At 53.8% G+C, this 18,209-nt stretch carries 16 protein-coding genes; 5 read left to right on the top strand and 11 right to left on the bottom strand.

Annotated features, from left to right (window positions below):
- Positions 1–123: 123 nt before the first annotated feature.
- From GOW48_RS14145 to GOW48_RS14165, 5 genes are all read right to left on the bottom strand, one after another.
- Positions 124–1,329 carry an acyl-CoA dehydrogenase family protein gene (locus GOW48_RS14145; RefSeq protein ID WP_170754740.1) on the bottom strand — a complete coding sequence of 402 codons (1,206 nt, stop codon included), beginning with the start codon at positions 1,327–1,329 and terminating at the stop codon, positions 124–126.
- Positions 1,330–1,499: 170 nt separating this feature from the next.
- On the bottom strand, positions 1,500–2,528 hold the full coding sequence (locus tag GOW48_RS14150) for an AraC family transcriptional regulator (protein ID WP_170754742.1): 1,029 nt from the start codon (positions 2,526–2,528) through the stop codon (positions 1,500–1,502).
- Between the two features lie 61 nt (positions 2,529–2,589).
- Positions 2,590–3,228, bottom strand: coding sequence for a ParA family partition ATPase (parA, locus tag GOW48_RS14155; RefSeq protein WP_170754744.1), 639 nt, complete (start codon positions 3,226–3,228; stop codon positions 2,590–2,592).
- A 541-nt stretch (positions 3,229–3,769) separates the two neighbouring features.
- Positions 3,770–4,177 (bottom strand): universal stress protein, encoded by a 408-nt coding sequence (locus GOW48_RS14160; protein ID WP_170754746.1) that lies wholly within the window; start codon positions 4,175–4,177, stop codon positions 3,770–3,772.
- A 57-nt stretch (positions 4,178–4,234) separates the two neighbouring features.
- Positions 4,235–4,684: a phasin family protein gene (locus GOW48_RS14165; RefSeq protein ID WP_170355497.1), complete on the bottom strand. Its 450-nt coding sequence runs from the start codon at positions 4,682–4,684 to the stop codon at positions 4,235–4,237.
- 198 nt (positions 4,685–4,882) lie between these two features.
- On the opposite strand from GOW48_RS14165, the gene GOW48_RS14170 reads away from it, so the two are divergent.
- Entirely contained in the window at positions 4,883–6,040 is a 1,158-nt protein-coding gene (locus GOW48_RS14170; RefSeq protein ID WP_170754748.1) for a cation:proton antiporter, read from the top strand.
- Positions 6,041–6,055: 15 nt separating this feature from the next.
- Here the strand turns inward: GOW48_RS14170 and GOW48_RS14175 are convergent, their stop codons facing one another.
- Positions 6,056–6,463 (bottom strand): c-type cytochrome, encoded by a 408-nt coding sequence (locus tag GOW48_RS14175; RefSeq protein WP_170754750.1) that lies wholly within the window; start codon positions 6,461–6,463, stop codon positions 6,056–6,058.
- Between the two features lie 160 nt (positions 6,464–6,623).
- A complete protein-coding gene (locus GOW48_RS14180; RefSeq protein ID WP_170754775.1) occupies positions 6,624–8,228 on the bottom strand; it encodes a Na/Pi cotransporter family protein in 1,605 nt (534 codons plus the stop codon).
- Positions 8,229–8,666: 438 nt separating this feature from the next.
- On the opposite strand from GOW48_RS14180, the gene GOW48_RS14185 reads away from it, so the two are divergent.
- Together GOW48_RS14185 and GOW48_RS14190 are read left to right on the top strand one after the other, a co-directional pair.
- The gene (locus GOW48_RS14185; RefSeq protein ID WP_170754752.1) at positions 8,667–9,887 is read left to right on the top strand and encodes an APC family permease; all 1,221 of its coding nucleotides are present in this window, start codon (positions 8,667–8,669) and stop codon (positions 9,885–9,887) included.
- Positions 9,888–9,930: 43 nt separating this feature from the next.
- Complete coding sequence (locus GOW48_RS14190) at positions 9,931–11,547, top strand: MFS transporter (RefSeq protein ID WP_170754754.1); 1,617 nt, start codon at positions 9,931–9,933, stop codon at positions 11,545–11,547.
- Here the strand turns inward: GOW48_RS14190 and GOW48_RS14195 are convergent, their stop codons facing one another.
- Positions 11,548–13,140: a trypsin-like peptidase domain-containing protein gene (locus GOW48_RS14195; protein WP_170754756.1), complete on the bottom strand. Its 1,593-nt coding sequence runs from the start codon at positions 13,138–13,140 to the stop codon at positions 11,548–11,550. It abuts the gene before it with no gap.
- A gap of 220 nt (positions 13,141–13,360) precedes the next feature.
- Entirely contained in the window at positions 13,361–13,864 is a 504-nt protein-coding gene (locus GOW48_RS14200) for an Hsp20/alpha crystallin family protein (RefSeq protein WP_170754758.1), read from the bottom strand.
- Positions 13,865–14,177: 313 nt separating this feature from the next.
- On the opposite strand from GOW48_RS14200, the gene GOW48_RS14205 reads away from it, so the two are divergent.
- Entirely contained in the window at positions 14,178–15,449 is a 1,272-nt protein-coding gene (locus GOW48_RS14205) for a ferredoxin reductase family protein (protein ID WP_170756524.1), read from the top strand.
- A 338-nt stretch (positions 15,450–15,787) separates the two neighbouring features.
- Complete coding sequence (locus GOW48_RS14210) at positions 15,788–16,333, top strand: flavodoxin domain-containing protein (RefSeq protein WP_170754762.1); 546 nt, start codon at positions 15,788–15,790, stop codon at positions 16,331–16,333.
- A gap of 73 nt (positions 16,334–16,406) precedes the next feature.
- Here GOW48_RS14210 and GOW48_RS14215 read toward each other — a convergent pair whose 3' ends face one another.
- The gene (locus GOW48_RS14215; RefSeq protein WP_170754764.1) at positions 16,407–17,252 is read right to left on the bottom strand and encodes a universal stress protein; all 846 of its coding nucleotides are present in this window, start codon (positions 17,250–17,252) and stop codon (positions 16,407–16,409) included.
- An 88-nt stretch (positions 17,253–17,340) separates the two neighbouring features.
- Positions 17,341–17,718, bottom strand: coding sequence for a nuclear transport factor 2 family protein (locus GOW48_RS14220; RefSeq protein WP_170754766.1), 378 nt, complete (start codon positions 17,716–17,718; stop codon positions 17,341–17,343).
- Between the last annotated feature and the right edge of the window lie 491 nt (positions 17,719–18,209).

An 18,209-nucleotide genomic window follows, 5' to 3' on the forward strand; every position in this document is an offset into this window, starting at 1 on the left:
TAAAAAAGTGTCGCGCAAACCAAGAGATTGATCCGACCCGGACTTGCGCTCAAGCAAGAAACCCAGCCTTCTTTCGAAAGCTGGGCTTTGGAGTCTTGTGCCGGCAGGCACGCCGCATCTGACTTATTCGGCCGCAACGGATGGGCTGGCGTCGTCAGTTTCTCCGAACCCTTTAGGCACCGGAAGATCAGGCAGACCAGCAGCGCGTTTCTGCAGCGCCCGGCCGATCACAACCCGGCTGATCTCGGTCGTTCCGTCCACAATACGCAGCATCTGCGCCAGACGTGACAAGCGATCAAGCCCGTAGGGTTGCAGCAGGCCCATTCCACCAAGAACCTGTGTACAGGTATTGGCCGCCTTGACCGCCGCATCCGGCACGAACCGTTTGGCATGGGCTGCCATCAACGGGCCTTCGGGCGTTCCCAGCGCTTCTGCCGCTTTGCGGTACAGCAGCTTCGAGACTTCAAGCTCGGTCGCGACCTCACCCAGCATCCACTGAATTCCATCCAGCTGAAGGTTTGTGCCACCAAACATCTTGCGGTTTTTCGAATAGGACAGCGCGGTATCCAACGCCGCCTGCATCAGCCCGCAACACCCCGAAGCAATCGAAACCCGGGCGATATCGATCGCCATCAATGATCCCTGAAGTCCCTGACCAACCGGCAAAATGATGTTGTCTTCGCTGACAACAACCTTGTCGAGATACATTTCACCAATCGGGAGGAAACCGTAAGAGGGTGTGTCGTACAATGGCCCGAAGCTGACACCCGGTGCGTCAGCGGGAATCGCGATCATCGCCATGTCCTTGTGGCCCGGCGCGTCGCTTGTCTTGACGACAGTGAAGTATACATCCGCCTCAGTCGCCAGGCTGACCCAGGCCTTGGCACCGCTGATCGTCCACGTACCGTCCCCGTTGATGGTCGCTCGGGTGTACATCTTCATGGGGTCAGACCCGGATTGAGGCTCGGTCAACGCGAAGTTCGCCAATTTGCGCCCAGAGGTCAGATCACGTGCCCATTTTTCCTTGAATGCATCGGTCCCGTAACCACATCCGGCGAAAGTGCAGATGTTATGCATGGACAATGCAAAAGCATAGGCGCCATCGCCAAGCCCTAGTTGTTCGTAGACCTGAATGCCTTCTGACAGAGGAAGACCCTGACCGCCCCACTCCTCAGGAGCGTACAGGCCCGTCAACCCAACAGCACCCGCCTTGTCCGATGCGTCACGAGGCCAGGTTCGTGCCGCGTTCCATGCATCCACGTTGGGTGCAATGACATCCTCGGCATGCTGGCGCGCGGCCCCGAGAATTGTGGCGAGTTTTTCTGACATTGGAAGTCCTTTCACAAGCAATGTTGCCCGAAATCGTCAACTCACCGACCACCCTAGAAACAAGCGAATTCGGCACACTGAACGTTTCAGTTATTTTTAAAGGTTCTATCCGCGCGTCAGGATGCTCGCTATCTCATGAGGCGACAGGCAATTGTCCAAAAGTGACAAAATCATCGAGATCCAATCGGCGACCGCCTGTAGGCACTCGGAGCAGCCCCTGTCCATCTTTGGAACGCTTTGTGAAAGCTGGCCGACGACGAAAATCCAAGATCCTGAGCGATCGCCTCAACGCTTTTGCGCCCTGCCTGAAGGTGCCCAATGGCAATGTCCCGGCGCAGTGCGTCTTTGATCGCCTGAAAGGATGTGCCGTCTGATTCCAATCGGCGCATCAAGGTACGCGGTGTCATATTCATTGCTTTCGCAGCCGCCGACAGGTTCGCGTGATCCCACCCCGTTTTGGTTAGGAAACTGCGCACCCGCAGAGACTGGGTGTGTTCACTTGATCGCGTGAATATCCAATCTCTTGGCGCGTTTTCCAGAAACAGGTCTAGGTCGCTCGTCTGGCGGGCATGAATCGGACCCAATACACTTGCGTCAAAAGAAATGAAGGAGGCCGGCTGAGCGAAATATACCGGCGCAGGAAAGATAACCGAATAATCCTCGTCAAAGACCGGACGGTCGAACGAAAACCCCACGGCTTTGACAGGCACTTCGCCTCGGGCCAGCCAGGACATTAGGCCGTGGGCCAGCTTTAGGATCAACATATGACCAAACCGCTGGGCCTCGACCTCGTGCACAGGCATAAGCGCCAGTTCGACGGCTTGATCGGCCTCGGTCAATTTGAACTGAAAGTCGTCCAGTAACAGGTTCCAGAAGGTTGAGAACCGATAGAGCGCCGATGACAATGACGTCGCTTCGCGAACAGACGTCAGCAAGTGCTGCAAAGCTCTGGGTCTAATCGGCCGCGACCAAAGACCCATCATCTCGTCTCCGGTTTCAACAGCCGCCAGCTGATACAGGTCGACAATCTGATCCAGTGTTACCCGGTCCTGACGCGTATCGCCCGCCAACGGCAGTTCGGACCGTTCCAATAACGACCCAAAATGTGAAACCGTGCAAAGTGGCTCCAACGCCGACAGCCAGTCGGCGATAAAGTCACTTGAAACCGTCGAAAACAGATTGGGTGATTTTTCGTTCATTCACGCTCTCTGCCACAGACGATCCAAGACCGCAAAATTCCAAGTGAGCGGCTTTCAGGGGTCAGCCATTCAAAAGCCCCGCGACCTCATCCGCAAGCGCGCGCACCTCTTCTGCAGCGGAACTGGCGCGCTTCGCCTCAAGCACACCCAGCCCTTGACCTAAAGCTTCTGCATATATCACCCTGTTGGCCAATGAGGATTGAAACTGCGCCGCGCCAATCTCGCTAAGGGATTTCGCAACATCTTCGCCGACGCGAGTGCCGGCCCGGGTTCGGTTCAAAACGATTTGCGTCGGCTTCCCGATACGGTCAGCCAGATCCAGAATATCATGAGTTGCCCAAACATCTGCCTGACTGGCCGAGACCGGCACCAACACAAGGTCAGACTCGCGCAGGACCCACCGCACGTCACTGTCGGCTTTGGGCGGCGTATCGACAAGCACGATATCAGCATCCCCGCCGACGCCACGAATTGCCCGTGAAATTCCATATGCGGTCGCCGTCGAAAACCGAAGGTCTACGTTCTCGCCAAACGTTTCTTCGCGCACGTCCAGCCATTTTCCAAGACTTCCCTGCGGATCGGTATCCACAAGCGCGACGCTTTTCCCTTCTTGCAGGAAGGCGATTGCCAAGTTCGAGACAAGCGTCGTCTTCCCCGCCCCGCCCTTTTGCTGCGCCACACAGATTATACGATCACCCATAGATCAAGCCTCCAACAGCCATTCTGCACCGCAGAATAGCGTGTCAGACAGGGAAAGGCGATAGGAGCGTTTGGGGATCATGTCCGGCCAACAAGGCACCGTCAAAAATCAATGGCAACAACGAGTTTGTTGCGGCGTTCGCCTCAGTCTGAGTTCGCTCCTGTTTGCATTCACGGTGCTTCCAGTTGTGATGGCACAAATAGAAACACTGCCCGAAGGCGGCGCTAGAGCTTTGCTATCTATCTGAGATTATTGGTTGCGGGAGCAGGATTTGGCCTTCATCGAACAACCGTCCCTCGAAGAAAAGGAAAGTAGACTACGTCTCGAAACACAAACTGAGGCTCCGAGGCAACTCAAGTGTCGAAAGCCTCCAAGCGACCGACCAGCAACTGCTCTGCACAATAAAGTAATCCAGCATTCTAATAAATTCGAAACCGCAGGCCAGCTGCAGTCCAAGGGCTCTTTGGCTCAGCGGTCAATTCTCTCGATCTGATTTGGCTCACGGGCCGCTCAAAAAGGAAGCCACACCGCTAACACTGGCTCAACGAATTACATGAACCGAGCACCTGGCGTGATGCACGACTCTGTTCGCGGTGGAACCTAAAAATATGTCCTCAAAACCAGGCTTGTGCGAAGCCAAGACGATGCAATCCGACTCGTTCTCATTTGCGAAGTCGACAATAGCCCTGCCCGCGTGCCCAGAGATAAGCCGAGCCTTCGCACCCGGAATTTCAGAAGCAGTCTGATGCAGGTTTTCTAGGATTTCATGCCGCGTATTGGCAAGTACCTCGCTGGGAATCTGAGACCCCACATACGCCGGAATTGGTTCTTGGACGTGTATCACGGTGAATACAGCTTCCGCATCAGCCAATTGGCGCGCGGCTTCGAACGACGCTTGTGTATCGTGTTCTTGGTCAAGAGCAACCGGGATCAGGATGTTCTTGTACATTTGACCTCCTATCTACTGCTCCGATGATTTCAGTTTGGTTTTTCGGCAGCACGAACCCTAAACAGGTTCGGACTTTGAAGATTTCCCGGCGCTCTTTGTAGCGGCTGCAACATCACCAACTGTTTTCTCAACAGCTGCAACTTCGGTTTCAGTGACATAAGATGCACAACGGGACACGGTTTCGAACCATTCCTGCGCGTCAGCAACCAACCGCTCAGCCGAATGGCGCTGCCATTCCGTCATACTCTGAAGGGCTTTCGTTGGATCGGACGGGTTCGCAGAAGACACTTTGCGTGCAGCTTGTAGAGCCGTCCGAACCGCCTCGTGACGCCGTTCGAACCAATGCTGCGCAAAGGCCTCTGTTTCTTCGAGCAATTTTTCTTGCGCGTCCCAAAATTGTTCGATCTGGGCGCCGAAAGCCGGATTGCCAGACATGGGCGGCTGCATTTGCTTGAAAACATCCACAAGTGAGGTCGGGCTATTTGTGCTAGATTTCTTTGTCGGCATCGAAAATTCCTCCTCGTTTCCTGAATGAGCTATTGTGCCACCTGCTGCGCGCTTTCGCCTTAATACAGATCAATATCCCTATTTTTAGGATCTTCAGCTTAGGCTGCGAATGGAATTTGCATTCTCTCCGACACCGGTTCCTAGCAGGCAGTGTTGGAGTTAGAGTAGTCTAGACAAGAACTTAACGCTTGGTTTTCTATGCACACTGCCGGCTTTTTGATTACCCTTGGCATCCTCTTCGTTGCCGGATTGGCGGCTGACCAACTTGGCCGGGCCACGCATCTTCCTCGTGTTACAACCTTACTTTTCCTCGGTCTGATCGCAGGGAACGCCGGAATTGGTTTGATCCCACTAGAAGTTGCAATGTGGTTCGACGAGATTTCCATTGTGGCCTTGACGATGGTCGCGTTTCTTCTTGGAGGTTCTTTGACCCGCGAGAACCTGGTTCGGCATGGTCGAGCCATCCTTACGATTTCTATTTCAATCGTGGTTGCAACCCTTGCTATTGTGTCTGCTGGACTGACCGCCATTGGCGTGCCCTTCGGGTTGGCGTTGGTGCTGGCGGCAATTGCTACGGCTACAGCTCCGGCCGCCATGACAGACGTGATCAATCAATCTGGAGTGTCCAACAGCTTCACCGAGACATTAAAGGGCGTCGTCGCAATTGATGACGCTTGGGGTCTGATCGTTTTCAGCATCGCCTTAGTTCTGTCCGGTCATTCGGATGGTTGGGCCACAGTCACGACCACAGCGATGTGGGATTTCGGAGGGGCTATTTTGTTGGGTGCCGCACTAGGCGTGCCATCCGCTTACCTGACCGGCCGCTTGAAACCGGGAGAGCCGATGCAGGCAGAAGCAGTGGGTATAGTCTTTCTGACAGCGGGCCTCGCGCTTTGGCTGGAGGTTTCATTCTTGTTAGCAGGCATGGTTGCGGGCGCAGCTATCGGGAATCTTGCCCGCCATCATGACCGTGCTTTTCATGAGATCGAGCACATTCAGTGGCCATTCATGATCCTGTTCTTCCTGTTGGCGGGTGCCACGTTGGATATCGAAGCCTTCGGCTTGATGGGTTGGGCTGGTGCACTTTTCCTGATCTTGCGCGCCGTGGCCCGTCTTGTCGGAGGGTATTGCGGAGCGAGACTGGGCGGCCTGCCTCGCCATCAGACCCGCTGGTACGGCCCCGCTTTGTTGCCACAGGCTGGTGTCGCGGTAGGAATGGCCCTCGTTGCCGGAGAGCAATTTCCGAATTGGGCCGCGTCCATCATGGCCTTTACTATTGCCAGCACTGTGGCCTTCGAAGTGTTGGGGCCGCCACTGACTCTCATGTCAATCAGACGCACGGCTGATACAGATTAGCAGATTGACCCGTGGCTATTCAGCCTGAATCGATTCCAAAAAGGCGAGCAAATTCGCCAACGGCAGGCCTACCATCATTCGTTGCCCACTAGGCAAAGCCACCGCGATTTGTTGGTCTGTCTCAAACACCGCACCAAAGATTGGCATTTCGCCCCCATGGGCGAGCAATTGCGAACGGCCGTCAATCTGTTCAGCTATACGATCTATCGGAAACACACCGTCGTTTTCGCCTGCCAATTTGGTGAGGTCAGGTGTTCGAATAGCAAGCATTTCCGCCATTGGCCCGTCTCCGGTTGCTTCGAAACCGTGACATTGCCAGCAATACGTCCGATACAAATCTCGCCCCTCATCGACGCTGACCTCCTGCGCCAGTACGGGCCCCGTGACGAACAGTGCCAGTAAAATCCCGCGAACAATCTGCATACGCTCCTCCAATTAGCTGCCCCGGATGCAAATCTTATTAATGCGCATCCTTAAGAAACTTCTTTGACCTCGCTCATGTTGCACCCTTCAGCACGAAGATTGGCGTTTAGGTCGAATAGCGCTTGAGCAAGTGCCGAATCTAATCAAGGCCAGCCTCCAACTACGCCACGCTGTCAGTGACCTCACCACCCTTGCGCCCAGACGGCACTCCTTCCAATGCGTTCATGTGCCAGCGAATTCGCCAGAGGTGATAAGACACACGATGCAACCATCTGAGGGCATCCAAGCGAGCCCAGACCACTTCATCCGGCAGACTGTCAGTCGCAGCGTCGGAGATGAGCAAGTCTCTGCGAAGTTTCCTCTGTCGCCGCATAAAACGGCGAAGACGGTTCAGCGTGCTTTCACACTGCACTGGATTGTCGATCTCTAAATAGCCGTCAGTCGCTGTAATCAACACCGAAGCAAGCCGTTTCAAACGCCGGTCTTTTGGTAACTCGCTTATCCGATCATCTTGGCTACACCGGTAAAGCAGCCGGTCAAGATGGTCGAGGACATGGTACATACCCTTGATGCTGGATATCTCTGCGTCGGACCTGCTGGGCAGTTCAATCTTGTCTAGGTACGAGCGCGCTTCCGATACAGCAGTCTCAATGCTGTCCCGCCCATAGTCGGGTCCGCTTGGCTGAGATGCCCCGATACATGACCGAAGGTGCGCCACTTCGGCCCTTACAATTTGTTCGACTGCGGCTTTTGCTGCATCCACCGCTATTTCCGGCATCCCGAGGACGAGAGGATCCAGAGGTCTCGTTAAGTCAGCCCCTTTGTCGGGTACGAGCGCCTCGACAAATCTGGCGAAAGGTTTCGCGAACGGCAAGATCAGCGCCACACCTATGGCGTTGAAGAAACTATGGAACGCGACAAGCGCAGTGAGAGAGTTTCCAGCCCCCGACCCGCTTACAAAGACCGCAGTAAACGGCCCCAGCAGGAAAAATGCCATTGCCCCTGTCATCACGTTGTAGATCACATGAGCAAAACCGGTGCGGCGCGCCATCGTGCCCCCACCCAAGGTGGCCAGAACAGCGGTGAAAGTTGTCCCTACGTCCATTCCAATGACCAGAGCCGCCGCTTGGGGGAAGTTCACGGCGCCGGCGCTCAACGCAGCCAATGCCGTTGCAACACCAGCACTCGAAGACTGCGTCACCATGGTGATAACGACACCGATCAATACAAGCTTCAGCCTGCCCAGCAGCGTATCAGGTGGAAAATCGGCAGGGGTAACTACGCCGCGAAAGGCGTCAAGCCCGGATTTGAGTTGCTCGATCCCAATGAAAATCAAGCTGAATCCGGCCAACGCCAGCCCAAAGCCGGCAACCGCTTTCCTTCCCGAAAGCGCCAGCAAAGCCCCAACAAAAACAACGGGCAACATCACTTGCCCCAAATCCAGCTTGAACCCCAAAAGCGCGACAAGCCAACCTGTCATCGTCGTTCCGATATTGGCCCCAAAGATGATCCCAAGCGCTTGGGGAAACGTGAGCAGACCAGACGCGACAAATCCAACGGCCGCAACGGTGGTCGCACTGGAAGACTGGATTGCAGCTGTCGTGACCGCGCCCGTTACCGCCCCGGTAAAAGGTGTCGATGTGAATCGGCCCAAAATATCTCGCAGTTGCGCCCCTGCCAAAGCCTTCAAACCGTCCGTCATCAACAGCATGCCGATAAGGAATAGGCCGATGCCACCCAGGGCTGGTAACAGGTTCCAGAGCATCACGAATTGCCTTCCACCCTAAATCTCACACCACCTAACATGTTTGCTTTGCCTTTAAGTCCGACGACAAACGATAGTTGGTTTGCGTTCAGCCTCGCAGACCCGAAGCCGCGAGTTGATTGACATAGATCAAAGCACCAATACGATTTACATAGTGAAATTCGAATGTTTCAACATACTCTACGTTCACCCTCCTGTCCCCAAGTAAACACAAAGGTGAACGGAATTTTGAAGGAGTGGAGGTTCCACCCACGGGGGCTCGGCAGGAGTGATGGCGAGCCCCCCAGTTAGTTGATTGGCGCCCAATGCGCCCAGACGTTGAGACATAAGGCATTCGGTGTGGCTTGGACCATAGGACTAAGCCGCTGCGCCAATCGAGACAAAAAGAGAAGGACGCTACTGACGACGTTCGGAATGGGCAGTTGGCGGAAATCACTTATGAACTCTGTTGATCCAAATGAACAGAAACTCAGACGAGCCCTTACTACCCCATTGCTCACGCTTTATGGCCTTGGGGTAACGGTCGGAGCGGGCATTTACGTTTTGGTCGGTGCAACAGCAGACATTGCCGGACCGTTTGCGGCGTTGTCGTTTGTTGTAGCCGCCCTCGTCGTATCACTCACCGCGCTTTCCTATGCAGAACTCGCAACTCGATTTCCTGTGAGCGCAGGTGAAGCGGCCTATGTTGAAGCGGGATTTCAGAAAAGATGGATGGCGGTTTTCGTTGGGCTTGCGGTGGCAGCCTCGGGCGTTATCTCCGCCTCTGCCGTTGCAATTGGCGCAGCATCATACCTTCATGCTTTGACCGGTTTTGCGATCCCTGTTTTGACCATCAGCGTCGTTTTGATCATGGGTCTAATCGCGCTTTGGGGGATCACTGAGTCGGTCTTTGTTGCGGCTGTCATCACGATCATCGAGATCGCAGGTCTTCTCTTTGTGATTGGCTGGGGCATGTCGATCCAGGATCCGCAGGGATACGAGATCAGTTCGATGCTTCCGCCGCTGGAACTCGACGCGTGGAGAGGCATTTTCGCGGCATCACTTCTCGCCTTCTTTGCATTTGTTGGCTTCGAGGACATGGCCAATGTCGCGGAAGAGGTGAAAGACCCAGTGCACACCATCCCAAAAGCGATTTTGCTAACGCTCGTTCTGGCAACCGTGTTGTATCTGGGAACTTCAATGACGGTCCTACTTGTTGTTCCGATTGATGTTCTTTCGACGTCCGCAGCACCCCTCGCGCTTGTGTTTTCAAACGCCCCTGAGATGATTAAACAGGGCTTTTCCGCGGTCGCGATTGTAGCGACGGTCAATGGAGTACTGATCCAGATGATTATGGCCTCACGGGTGATCTACGGACTAGCTGACCGTGACCATCTGCCGAAGGTTCTGGCGATTGTCCCGAAAGCAACGCAGACACCAGTAGTTGCTACTTTGCTGGTCGTGCTGATCATCGTTCTGCTGACCCAAACTATACCGATTGGTACTTTGGCAGAGCGCACATCCCAGATCGTTCTGGGCGTCTTTGTGCTCGTCAACATTTCGCTGATCCTGCTGAAGATGCACCCGGATGAGGCCACCAAGCACTTCCGCGTTCCTTTTGTGGTACCGATCCTTGGGGTGATCACCAGTGCATTGCTTTTCGGATCTGGATTTCTCTAACTAAATACAACGACCCAAAGGCTTCCAAGAGCTACCACGGCATATGACGACTGACCAAACTTCCATAGGATCAAAACTCTCAGGCTGGTGGCATAGAACATTTGTAGATCTGATTCAGCAGCTGCGATGGTCCTATTTGCCGCCATTGATGGTCTATTTCGCGGCCGGCGTGTCCGGCCTGACCTCGGTCGTCGGCGCTTTTTTCCTAAAAGACTATCTCGATTTATCCGCCTCTTTCGTTGCAGGACTCGCGTTTTGGGCTGGTATCCCGTGGATACTCAAAATGCCGCTTGGTCATGTCGTGGACCTGTTTTGGCGCTGGAAGTCCCTGCTGATCCTGTTTGGCGCATCCCTGATCACGTTGTCTTTGCTCACAATGTACGGTCTCGTGACCGCGCCTGCCGTGTTGTCCAATTTCATGCCACTGGAAGACTGGTATGTCCTAGCCCTGCTGCTGGCGCCTTCAGGCTATGCCATTCAAGACGTTGTTGCGGACGCCATGACGGTCGAAGCGGTCCCCAGGGTTAACCAGCACGGCCTTCCGTTTACGCCTGAAGAAACCCGTGCACAGCACACGACAATGCAAACCTTGGGCAGAGTTTCGATCATTTCCGGGTTTGCGGCGGTTGCGGCTGTGAACATCTGGATTTTCTCTGGAACTGAAGATCTGGAAAAATCGGAACGTCTTGCGCTTTATGGCCAAGTGTACCTGATAGCTCTGGCCATCCCGGTGTTGTCCGTCAGTGGAGTGGTTCTTCACAGCTTTTTCCAGCGTCAACTTATCAAGCGCGGCCACTCGTCTCACAAACCGGATGAAGTCACCGAAGTCAAATGGTCCATATTACTGGGCGGCCTGGCATTCGTTGTGCTTAGCATCGTGTTGGGAACCGCCGATTTCGAGTTTGCGCAAGAAACAGTCTTTGCGGTTTCTCTAACGGTGATCCTGTACCTCATGTCGCGTCTGCTGAAAGAGCTGGAACCGGCCCAAGCCATGGCCTTGATCGGGACAGCGACAATCATTTTTGTATTCCGTGCCGTTCCTCTGCCGGGGCCAGGCCTGACTTGGTTTGAAATCGATGAACTTGGGTTCGATGAACAGTTCCTGGCAATCCTGGCACTATTAACTTCGCTGCTGGCGTTGTTGGGGTTAATCGTTCTCCGGCCATTTATGGCCAATCGCTCTATTGCGCATGTGGTGGTATTGTTAACGATCGCCGCGGGCGTTCTCGCCATGCCCAACCTCGCCTTATATTACGGCGTGCATGAATGGACGGCAGCGCGTACCGGCGGAGTTGTCGATGCAAGGTTCATTGCCATTCTTGATACAGCTGTTGAATCGCCGCTTGGGCAGATTGCCATGGTCCCGATGTTGGCTTGGATTGCACGCAATGCCCCTGTTCAGTTGAAAGCGACCTTCTTTGCGGTGATGGCATCGTTTACCAACATGGCATTGTCGGCCAGCAGCCTCAGCACCAAATACCTCAACCAAACATTCGTTGTGACTCGCGCTGTCACAAATCCAGAAACCGGTGCGGTCACGTCGACCGCAGACTACAGTCAACTTGGATACCTGCTGATCTGCGTGGCCATGATCTCAGTGATCGTTCCACTCGCTACTGTGTTCTTCGTACAAAACTCACGCTTCCGAACGAGCGAATGATTACTGGCTTTCCACCTCTCCCAGCAGAACTCTGAGATGTGAGACCGGGACGCCGATGTTTGAACCACCGAACTCGGGCAGGATCGCAGCATTGATGGCAACGACCTCGCCCCGCCGATTCAATACTGGTCCTCCGCTCCCACCGGTCGTGGTCTCAGCGTCATAAACGATGGCGCTCTCACTTGTCCGCGCAACGATCCCCCGGCTTGCTAGCGGATGAATCTTGCTTTGTGTGGAAAGCCGGGACGCTATCGACCAAAAGTTCAACGTACCGTCTGCCTCCAATCCCTCTAAAAAGCCCGGGCCAGCCTGCGCGATCAATGCTTTCAAACCCGTTGGGTATCCCAACAGATAAAGCTCTTCACCTACGCGCGACTTGGTATCCGCCAACGGAATTCCAAGTTCCTGAACGCGGCTTGGCTCAACTTCCAAAATCGCCAAGTCTGCCGCTTCGCTGAACCGGAGCAGCCGCGCCTCTATTGGTTCCGTCTGATCAGGCAAATAGGCCAGCAGCCTTAACATCTCTGGCTCAAGACCAGCGTCGCTCAGCGCTTTTTCTCGGTTCCCCGAGGTCCAGGGCAAAGCGACATGGCGGTTGGTCGCCATCAACGGAACCCCAGCGATCAAAAACCCCGTTCCGGTGAACTGAAACTCTGCGGGTTCGCCGGTCCCGTCCGGTTCGATCCAAGGCTGACCAAACGGGGTTTTCAGGTTTTCTCCGTTCGGTCCCAAAACGTGCCGTAATATCTTCCCACTTTCCACGTGGCGCAATCCATAAGCTCCCTGAAGGAAAGCGACAGATCGAGTGGAGGCAGCCATCACTCGCGTGGGTGCCCCCGCGCGTTGCTCCAAGGTTCCAAGACGCCGCTCGGTCGACAGAACCTGGTTCTCAAAAGCGTCACGCAACGAAAACAAGTCATCAGGCGTAAGTGCATCTTCTCGCGTCTGGGCAAGCATAACCGCGACCGCTTCGATCTTGCGGGACTCCTGTTCGATACTATCCGCCAAGCGCCGGTCGTTTTGGTAAAGCAGGTACCCAAACCCCGCGATCACAAGAAGCGTTGCAAGAACCGTGATCCTGAACAGTATCGTGGTTTGAGAGGCAAGCCGCCGCCCACTATCGCGCAAGGCACCAGACATCTTTTTGGCGAAGGGTCGACGGCTCGTTCGGGTGTAAGCATATGCGTCGCTGAGGATATCTTCGACAGTGTGGTGTGCGGGAAATGAGTGATCGCACAACCTGTATCGAGACATGGGGCCCTTTTCGCCGAACTCGATCATGTCACCATGCCTAAGAGACGCCGCAGAGGCTTTTTGCCCGTTTACCCATACATTGCGCCCAACCGATGCGGCTATTGTGTAACTGTCGTCAGCCCACTGTAGTGTGGCAATATCGTTGTCATGGGGAGGCAGGTCATCTTTGGGTCGAATGCTTAACACCCTGCCATCACCAACAGAGACAGTCAGGGCATTGTCGACAAGCCAGTTCACGTTTCCGCGCGATGGACCTGTAAGGCTCTCCAGAAAGGCCCGCACCTCACCTTCACCACCATTCACTGAGGGTGTCATGTCGCTCACTTCTGGTTTGCGCATTGTGGCCCCCTATCCAAACGCGTGAGGGCATTCTATCACGCCGCAACACCAAACCCATGGTTTGACGCGAATGTACAAAAAAGCAGATTTAAACAAGCACCTGCGATGCCTGCCCGGATTCAACCAAAAACAACTATCAGACCGCAGTTCGAAGAAGGCCGATCCATGATCGGCCCTCTGCTTTGGCATTTGCAAGCACCGTATCGCGCCAACAGTCTGTCTATTTCGACGATACCTTGATCTTACGGCTTGGATCCTGAGGTTCAGTCTTCGGCATTTGAATACGCAAAACGCCCTTGTCGAATGTTGCTGAAACCTTGTCGACTTCCACAGTATCTGGCAGCAACATGGCTCTGGAAAAGCTGCCATAGCTTCTTTCGCTGACACGCAGATCGCCCGTTTCGTCATGCGCAATCTTCTTCTGACCGCGCAGGATTAGCCTGCGATCCTTGATTTCAATTTCTACATCATCCTCCTCGAGCCCCGGCAATTCAGCCGTAAGGACTATCGCAGAATCCGTCTCTTGGACATCGATTGCCGGAGAAATCGCGCCTGTCATATCAAGAGACGGAAAACCCGTGCGTTGCGCAGCCGTTTCCATAGGTAGGAAAGGTGATCCTCCCCCAAAAAACCGCGACATCAGGGTTTCCATTTCACGTCGAAAATTGTCGGAGAGCGGATGCGTTCCAGTGAAAAGTTGCGGGGACTTTTTGTCTTCTAGCATTTTTTGAGCCTCCTCCTTTGGTCGGATTTCGCGCGCGCAACATTATGACAGGAAACGCGGTCAATAGCCTTGATCTTGCGCAAGCATGCAGCCTCAGCTTCAGCCAGATCGCACGTACCGACCGGACGAACAGAAATGGGAACCGTCGGCAAACACTCTTGCCCTGTCATGCTACAATTCAGACCAATCTCAGCAGTCTTGATCGGAGTCCCATGTCAGCTTAGCGTCTATTCTGAATGAGCCCGGGTTGCCTACCTTTAGAAATTTGGAGCAAAGCCGTATGAAATGGCCTTATCTGGCGCTGATCTACGTTTTGCTGATCTTGGCCCCCTTGGGTTTTTCTTGGTCTCTGGGTTGGCAACCGCGATCATTTCATCAAGAGCTCGCGTCCGGGCTTGGAATGCTTGCTTTTTCAATAATACTAGTTGAGTTCTTGCTGTCTGGGCGGTTCAGATTCATCTCTTCCGGTCTGGGTATGGATGTGACTATGCGGGTGCATCAGATGATGGCGCGTACAGCGCTTGGCTTTGCGCTAATGCACCCGCTGCTGTACCAGGGTACGCCATCTGGCGGACGCCGCCCGTGGGATGAAACAAACCAACTTACGATTTCGACCGACTTTTCTACGCTAGTATCGGGCATCGGCGCATATTTTTTACTGTTCATTCTGGTTGCCTCGGCAATTGCCCGTAAATCCCTTGATTACAAGTACGAGACATGGCGCCTATTGCACGGGCTGGGAGCCTTGGTGATTGCCTGCCTGCTGTTGCACCACACAGTCTATGCCGGGCGCTACGGCGGACATCCGCTAATGACGTTTCTCTGGCTTGCCCTGACCACTATTGCAGTAGGGACTTTACTGTATGTCTATCTCGTTTGCCCTTTGCGTCAGAGGAAAAGGCCGTGGCGCGTTGCTTCTCTATGTCGACTAACACCAAAGCAATGGGAGTTGCGGCTCAAGCCCGATGGTCACACCGGACTAACTTTCGAAGCAGGGCAGTTTGCTTGGCTAAATGTCGGCCACAGTGCTTTCTCGCTGCACGAGAACCCATTCTCGATTAGTTCGGCACCAGCCGAAGGCCCCGAAGTGTCCTTTGTGATAAAGGAACTTGGGGATTTCACATGCGGTCTCGGACAGATCGCTCCGCAAACCTCGGTCTATCTGGATGCCCCACACGGAAACTTGCCGATTAGCCACCGTCCTGAGAAAGGCATTGTTCTGATCGCAGGAGGTGTGGGTATCGCGCCGATGTTGAGCATTACGCGTCAAGTAAGGTTGAGCGGAACACAACGCGATCTCAAGCTTATCTATGGCAACCGGGTGGAGGAGCAGATTGTTTATCCTCGGGAGTTGTCCAAAGAAGAAACAGTATTTGTTCTATCCGAACCGCCCAAGGATTGGCGCGGCGAAACTGGTTTGATCGACGGTCCCCTGTTGGACCGCAATTTGTCATCTGAACAATTTGAGAGCTGGCTTTTTGTTCTCTGCGGCCCCCCGGCCATGATGGACGCCGTCGAAGATCATCTGATCGCTCGGGGCACCGCGTCACACCGGATTTTGTCTGAAAGGTTTGACTATGACTAGACTGCTCAGAAATCTGCCCGCAAGCCAACAAGTGAAGGTCACGGTGTGGTGCATCAGTTTTGTAATCCTCGTCGCTGTTTTGGCCTTTTCCTTAAGGTAGCAAAACAAACCATCGGGCCATAGCCAGCTTCAAAAATTGTCAGCCCAGAAAAGCCGACTTGCTTCGAGATGTAGGTCGTTGCGATCTTCCTTAAAAACATGCTTTGCGTGGACAGCAAAAGCGAACCACAACTCTCGCGATACGCTCCCAAGTAACGCCTTTGATGGAGATCAAGGGCAAACCAAACCACTTATTCATAATCAGCAATCTATTCAGACCGATTTATGGGAGGATCGGAATGATCGTACTCATCGCCTTCGCTACAGTCGAAGGCCAGACAGCAAAGATTGCGCGCTTCATCAGCAGTGTCGCGAAGAATGCCGGATTCAACGCAAAGCTTATCAATACCGATGAAATGTCCAGCCACATATCACTTGACGATGTGGTCAAGGTTGTTCTTCTGGCCCCTGTCCACGAGCGTAGGCATCCCGAGTCATTCGAGGCTTTTGTCGCTTCAAATAGAAATGCCCTAATGGAACGAAAGTCTCTCGTGCTTTCCGTCGGTCTAAAAGCTGCTTTCGCGTCAGGTCGAGAAGAAGCGCAAGACTATCTCAACGAAATGCTAATGCGAACAGGTTTTGAACCAGATGCAACAGCGTTGGTCGCAGGCGCAGTGAGGCCCGAAAGCTACGGATATTTCGAGAGGGAGATCCTAAAGCACGTTGTCTTGCTGGGTCGAAAAATCGATCCACGAGATGGTGCACGGGAGTTTACTGATTGGGACGAATTAACGTCTACTGTGGTAGATTTTCTTGGTGGAAACGGCCGGGCCAATCAGCATTAATCTCAAACGATATCCTAACAACAGCTGGCTACTCTCGTATTTACCAGAAAATCACAGTCGCCGGTTCGCTTCATTAGTGTCCTAATAGCACTGGCAACCCTGTCTGCTCCAACATTGCTTGCGTCGTTCCCCCAAAGACTGACTCGCACAGATGGGAATGCCCATACGCGCCCATAACAACGAGGTCGGCTCCCAATTCTGTTGCGCTATCCTGAATGCAGCGTTCGATCGAGTCCCCACCACACGGAAACTGCGACACGGTCACTTTGCAACCGTGATGACGGAGCCATCCAGCAACGTCGGTTCCGGGCTGTTCGCCTTCTACGTCATCAGACGACCGCAAATCGAAACACCCAACCACAACTTCCTTGGCCGCCAGAAAAAAGGGTAAAGCTAAATGCGCAGCCCTGGACGCAGGCAGGCTATCATTCCATGCTAAAAAAATGCGTTCACGTTGGGCAAACGGGTCTCCATTGATCATTAGGGCGACCGGTGAATGGAACAATACTCCGTACGCGACCTTATGAAACAAATCGGGATCTTTTCGCAACTCAGCGTCAAGAAAGGCGATATCACAGCATTTGGCTTGGCCTGCCACAAGATGCTGTAAGTCAGTTCCAGATCCAATAAAGGCGTTTACACTTGCCGATACACCCTGCGCGGCCAGAAGCGCTTCAACTTCGGTGGCGCGGGACTTCAAGGCGGCATTTTTTAAGTCTAGAACATCCAACCAGTTTGAAGGGAGACCCGCCTCAACGAACCTGTTTGATCCATACTTTAGGTAAGGCAGGTTGGGTAAAGCCGCAATCAATACACAAATCAAGTGGCCGTTCTGGATGCGGGCAGTTTTAGCGCATTCCAAAATCGACGCGTCGTCAGCATCAACTCCTACATAATATGCCACTGTTCTGTGTCGCATTCCCGACCTCCGTCCGGAATTTCACTTCGCCCAAGCGCCGTGCGCACTGATTAAACCAACAAATAGAAGATGTTGTCAGTCGCTCTACTTACTTCGGCAGCATGAAGAACTCTTCCAGCACAATCTTGCCGTCCGCCACCGAATACAAAGCGATCTCGCGCAGCGAAATGCGCTCACCCGTAGACTTCTGAATCACTTCAGCCCTGAAACGCACTCCAAAGCGGTTGGGTGGGTGGACGTAGGGACCATCCACGTCGAGTTCCTGGATTTCGTGCGAGGCCAACCAATCCTCTCTTTTTCCCTTGATGGCTTCTCGCCCCTTTGAAACGCGGAATTGTCGAGCCGGAGGCACGACTGCCTCTATCGACTGTGCGTTTTCGGCATACATTTCATCAACACTTCCAAGGCCCCTGCGCTCACGTATGGCCTGGACGAAGGATCTACCGATTTCAATTAACTCTTCCATGAATCCCCCCCTGAGTTATCATTGAGTGTACCACTTCTTGCCCGCTCAAATCTTGACAAGGATCAATGAGCATAAGGGGAGATGCAATGAGGCCGAATCGTACTCAACTCTGCTCAGCCAGAAGTAACTTACTTAATACCGCGCCACATTCGCATCAATCTACAAGAAAGGCGGACAGGGTCAGCGCGCTAGTGTCGCCGTTTCTATGGCGTGTAGATCGAACTGGAGGGTGCCCTGGCAGCAATGAGCAGCAATGATTGGGTTGGCCCAGAACGAGAAAAGCCGCCCTAAGGCGGCTGGCACTAGAGATTGGTCTTTGGAGTATGCTTTGGCCCACTTTCTTTGAGGTTGTGAGCCTGGCGCGGTGAAGACGTTAAGCAATTGATCCGGGGGATCAATTGTAGTCTGACCGGGCTGTGTAGGGGATTTCTGACGCTGGTTGCGGGAGCAGGATTTGAACCTGCGACCTTCAGGTTATGAGCCTGACGAGC

Origin of the sequence: Ruegeria lacuscaerulensis (genome assembly GCF_013033355.1) — a bacterium.
GTDB lineage: Bacteria > Pseudomonadota > Alphaproteobacteria > Rhodobacterales > Rhodobacteraceae > Ruegeria > Ruegeria lacuscaerulensis_A.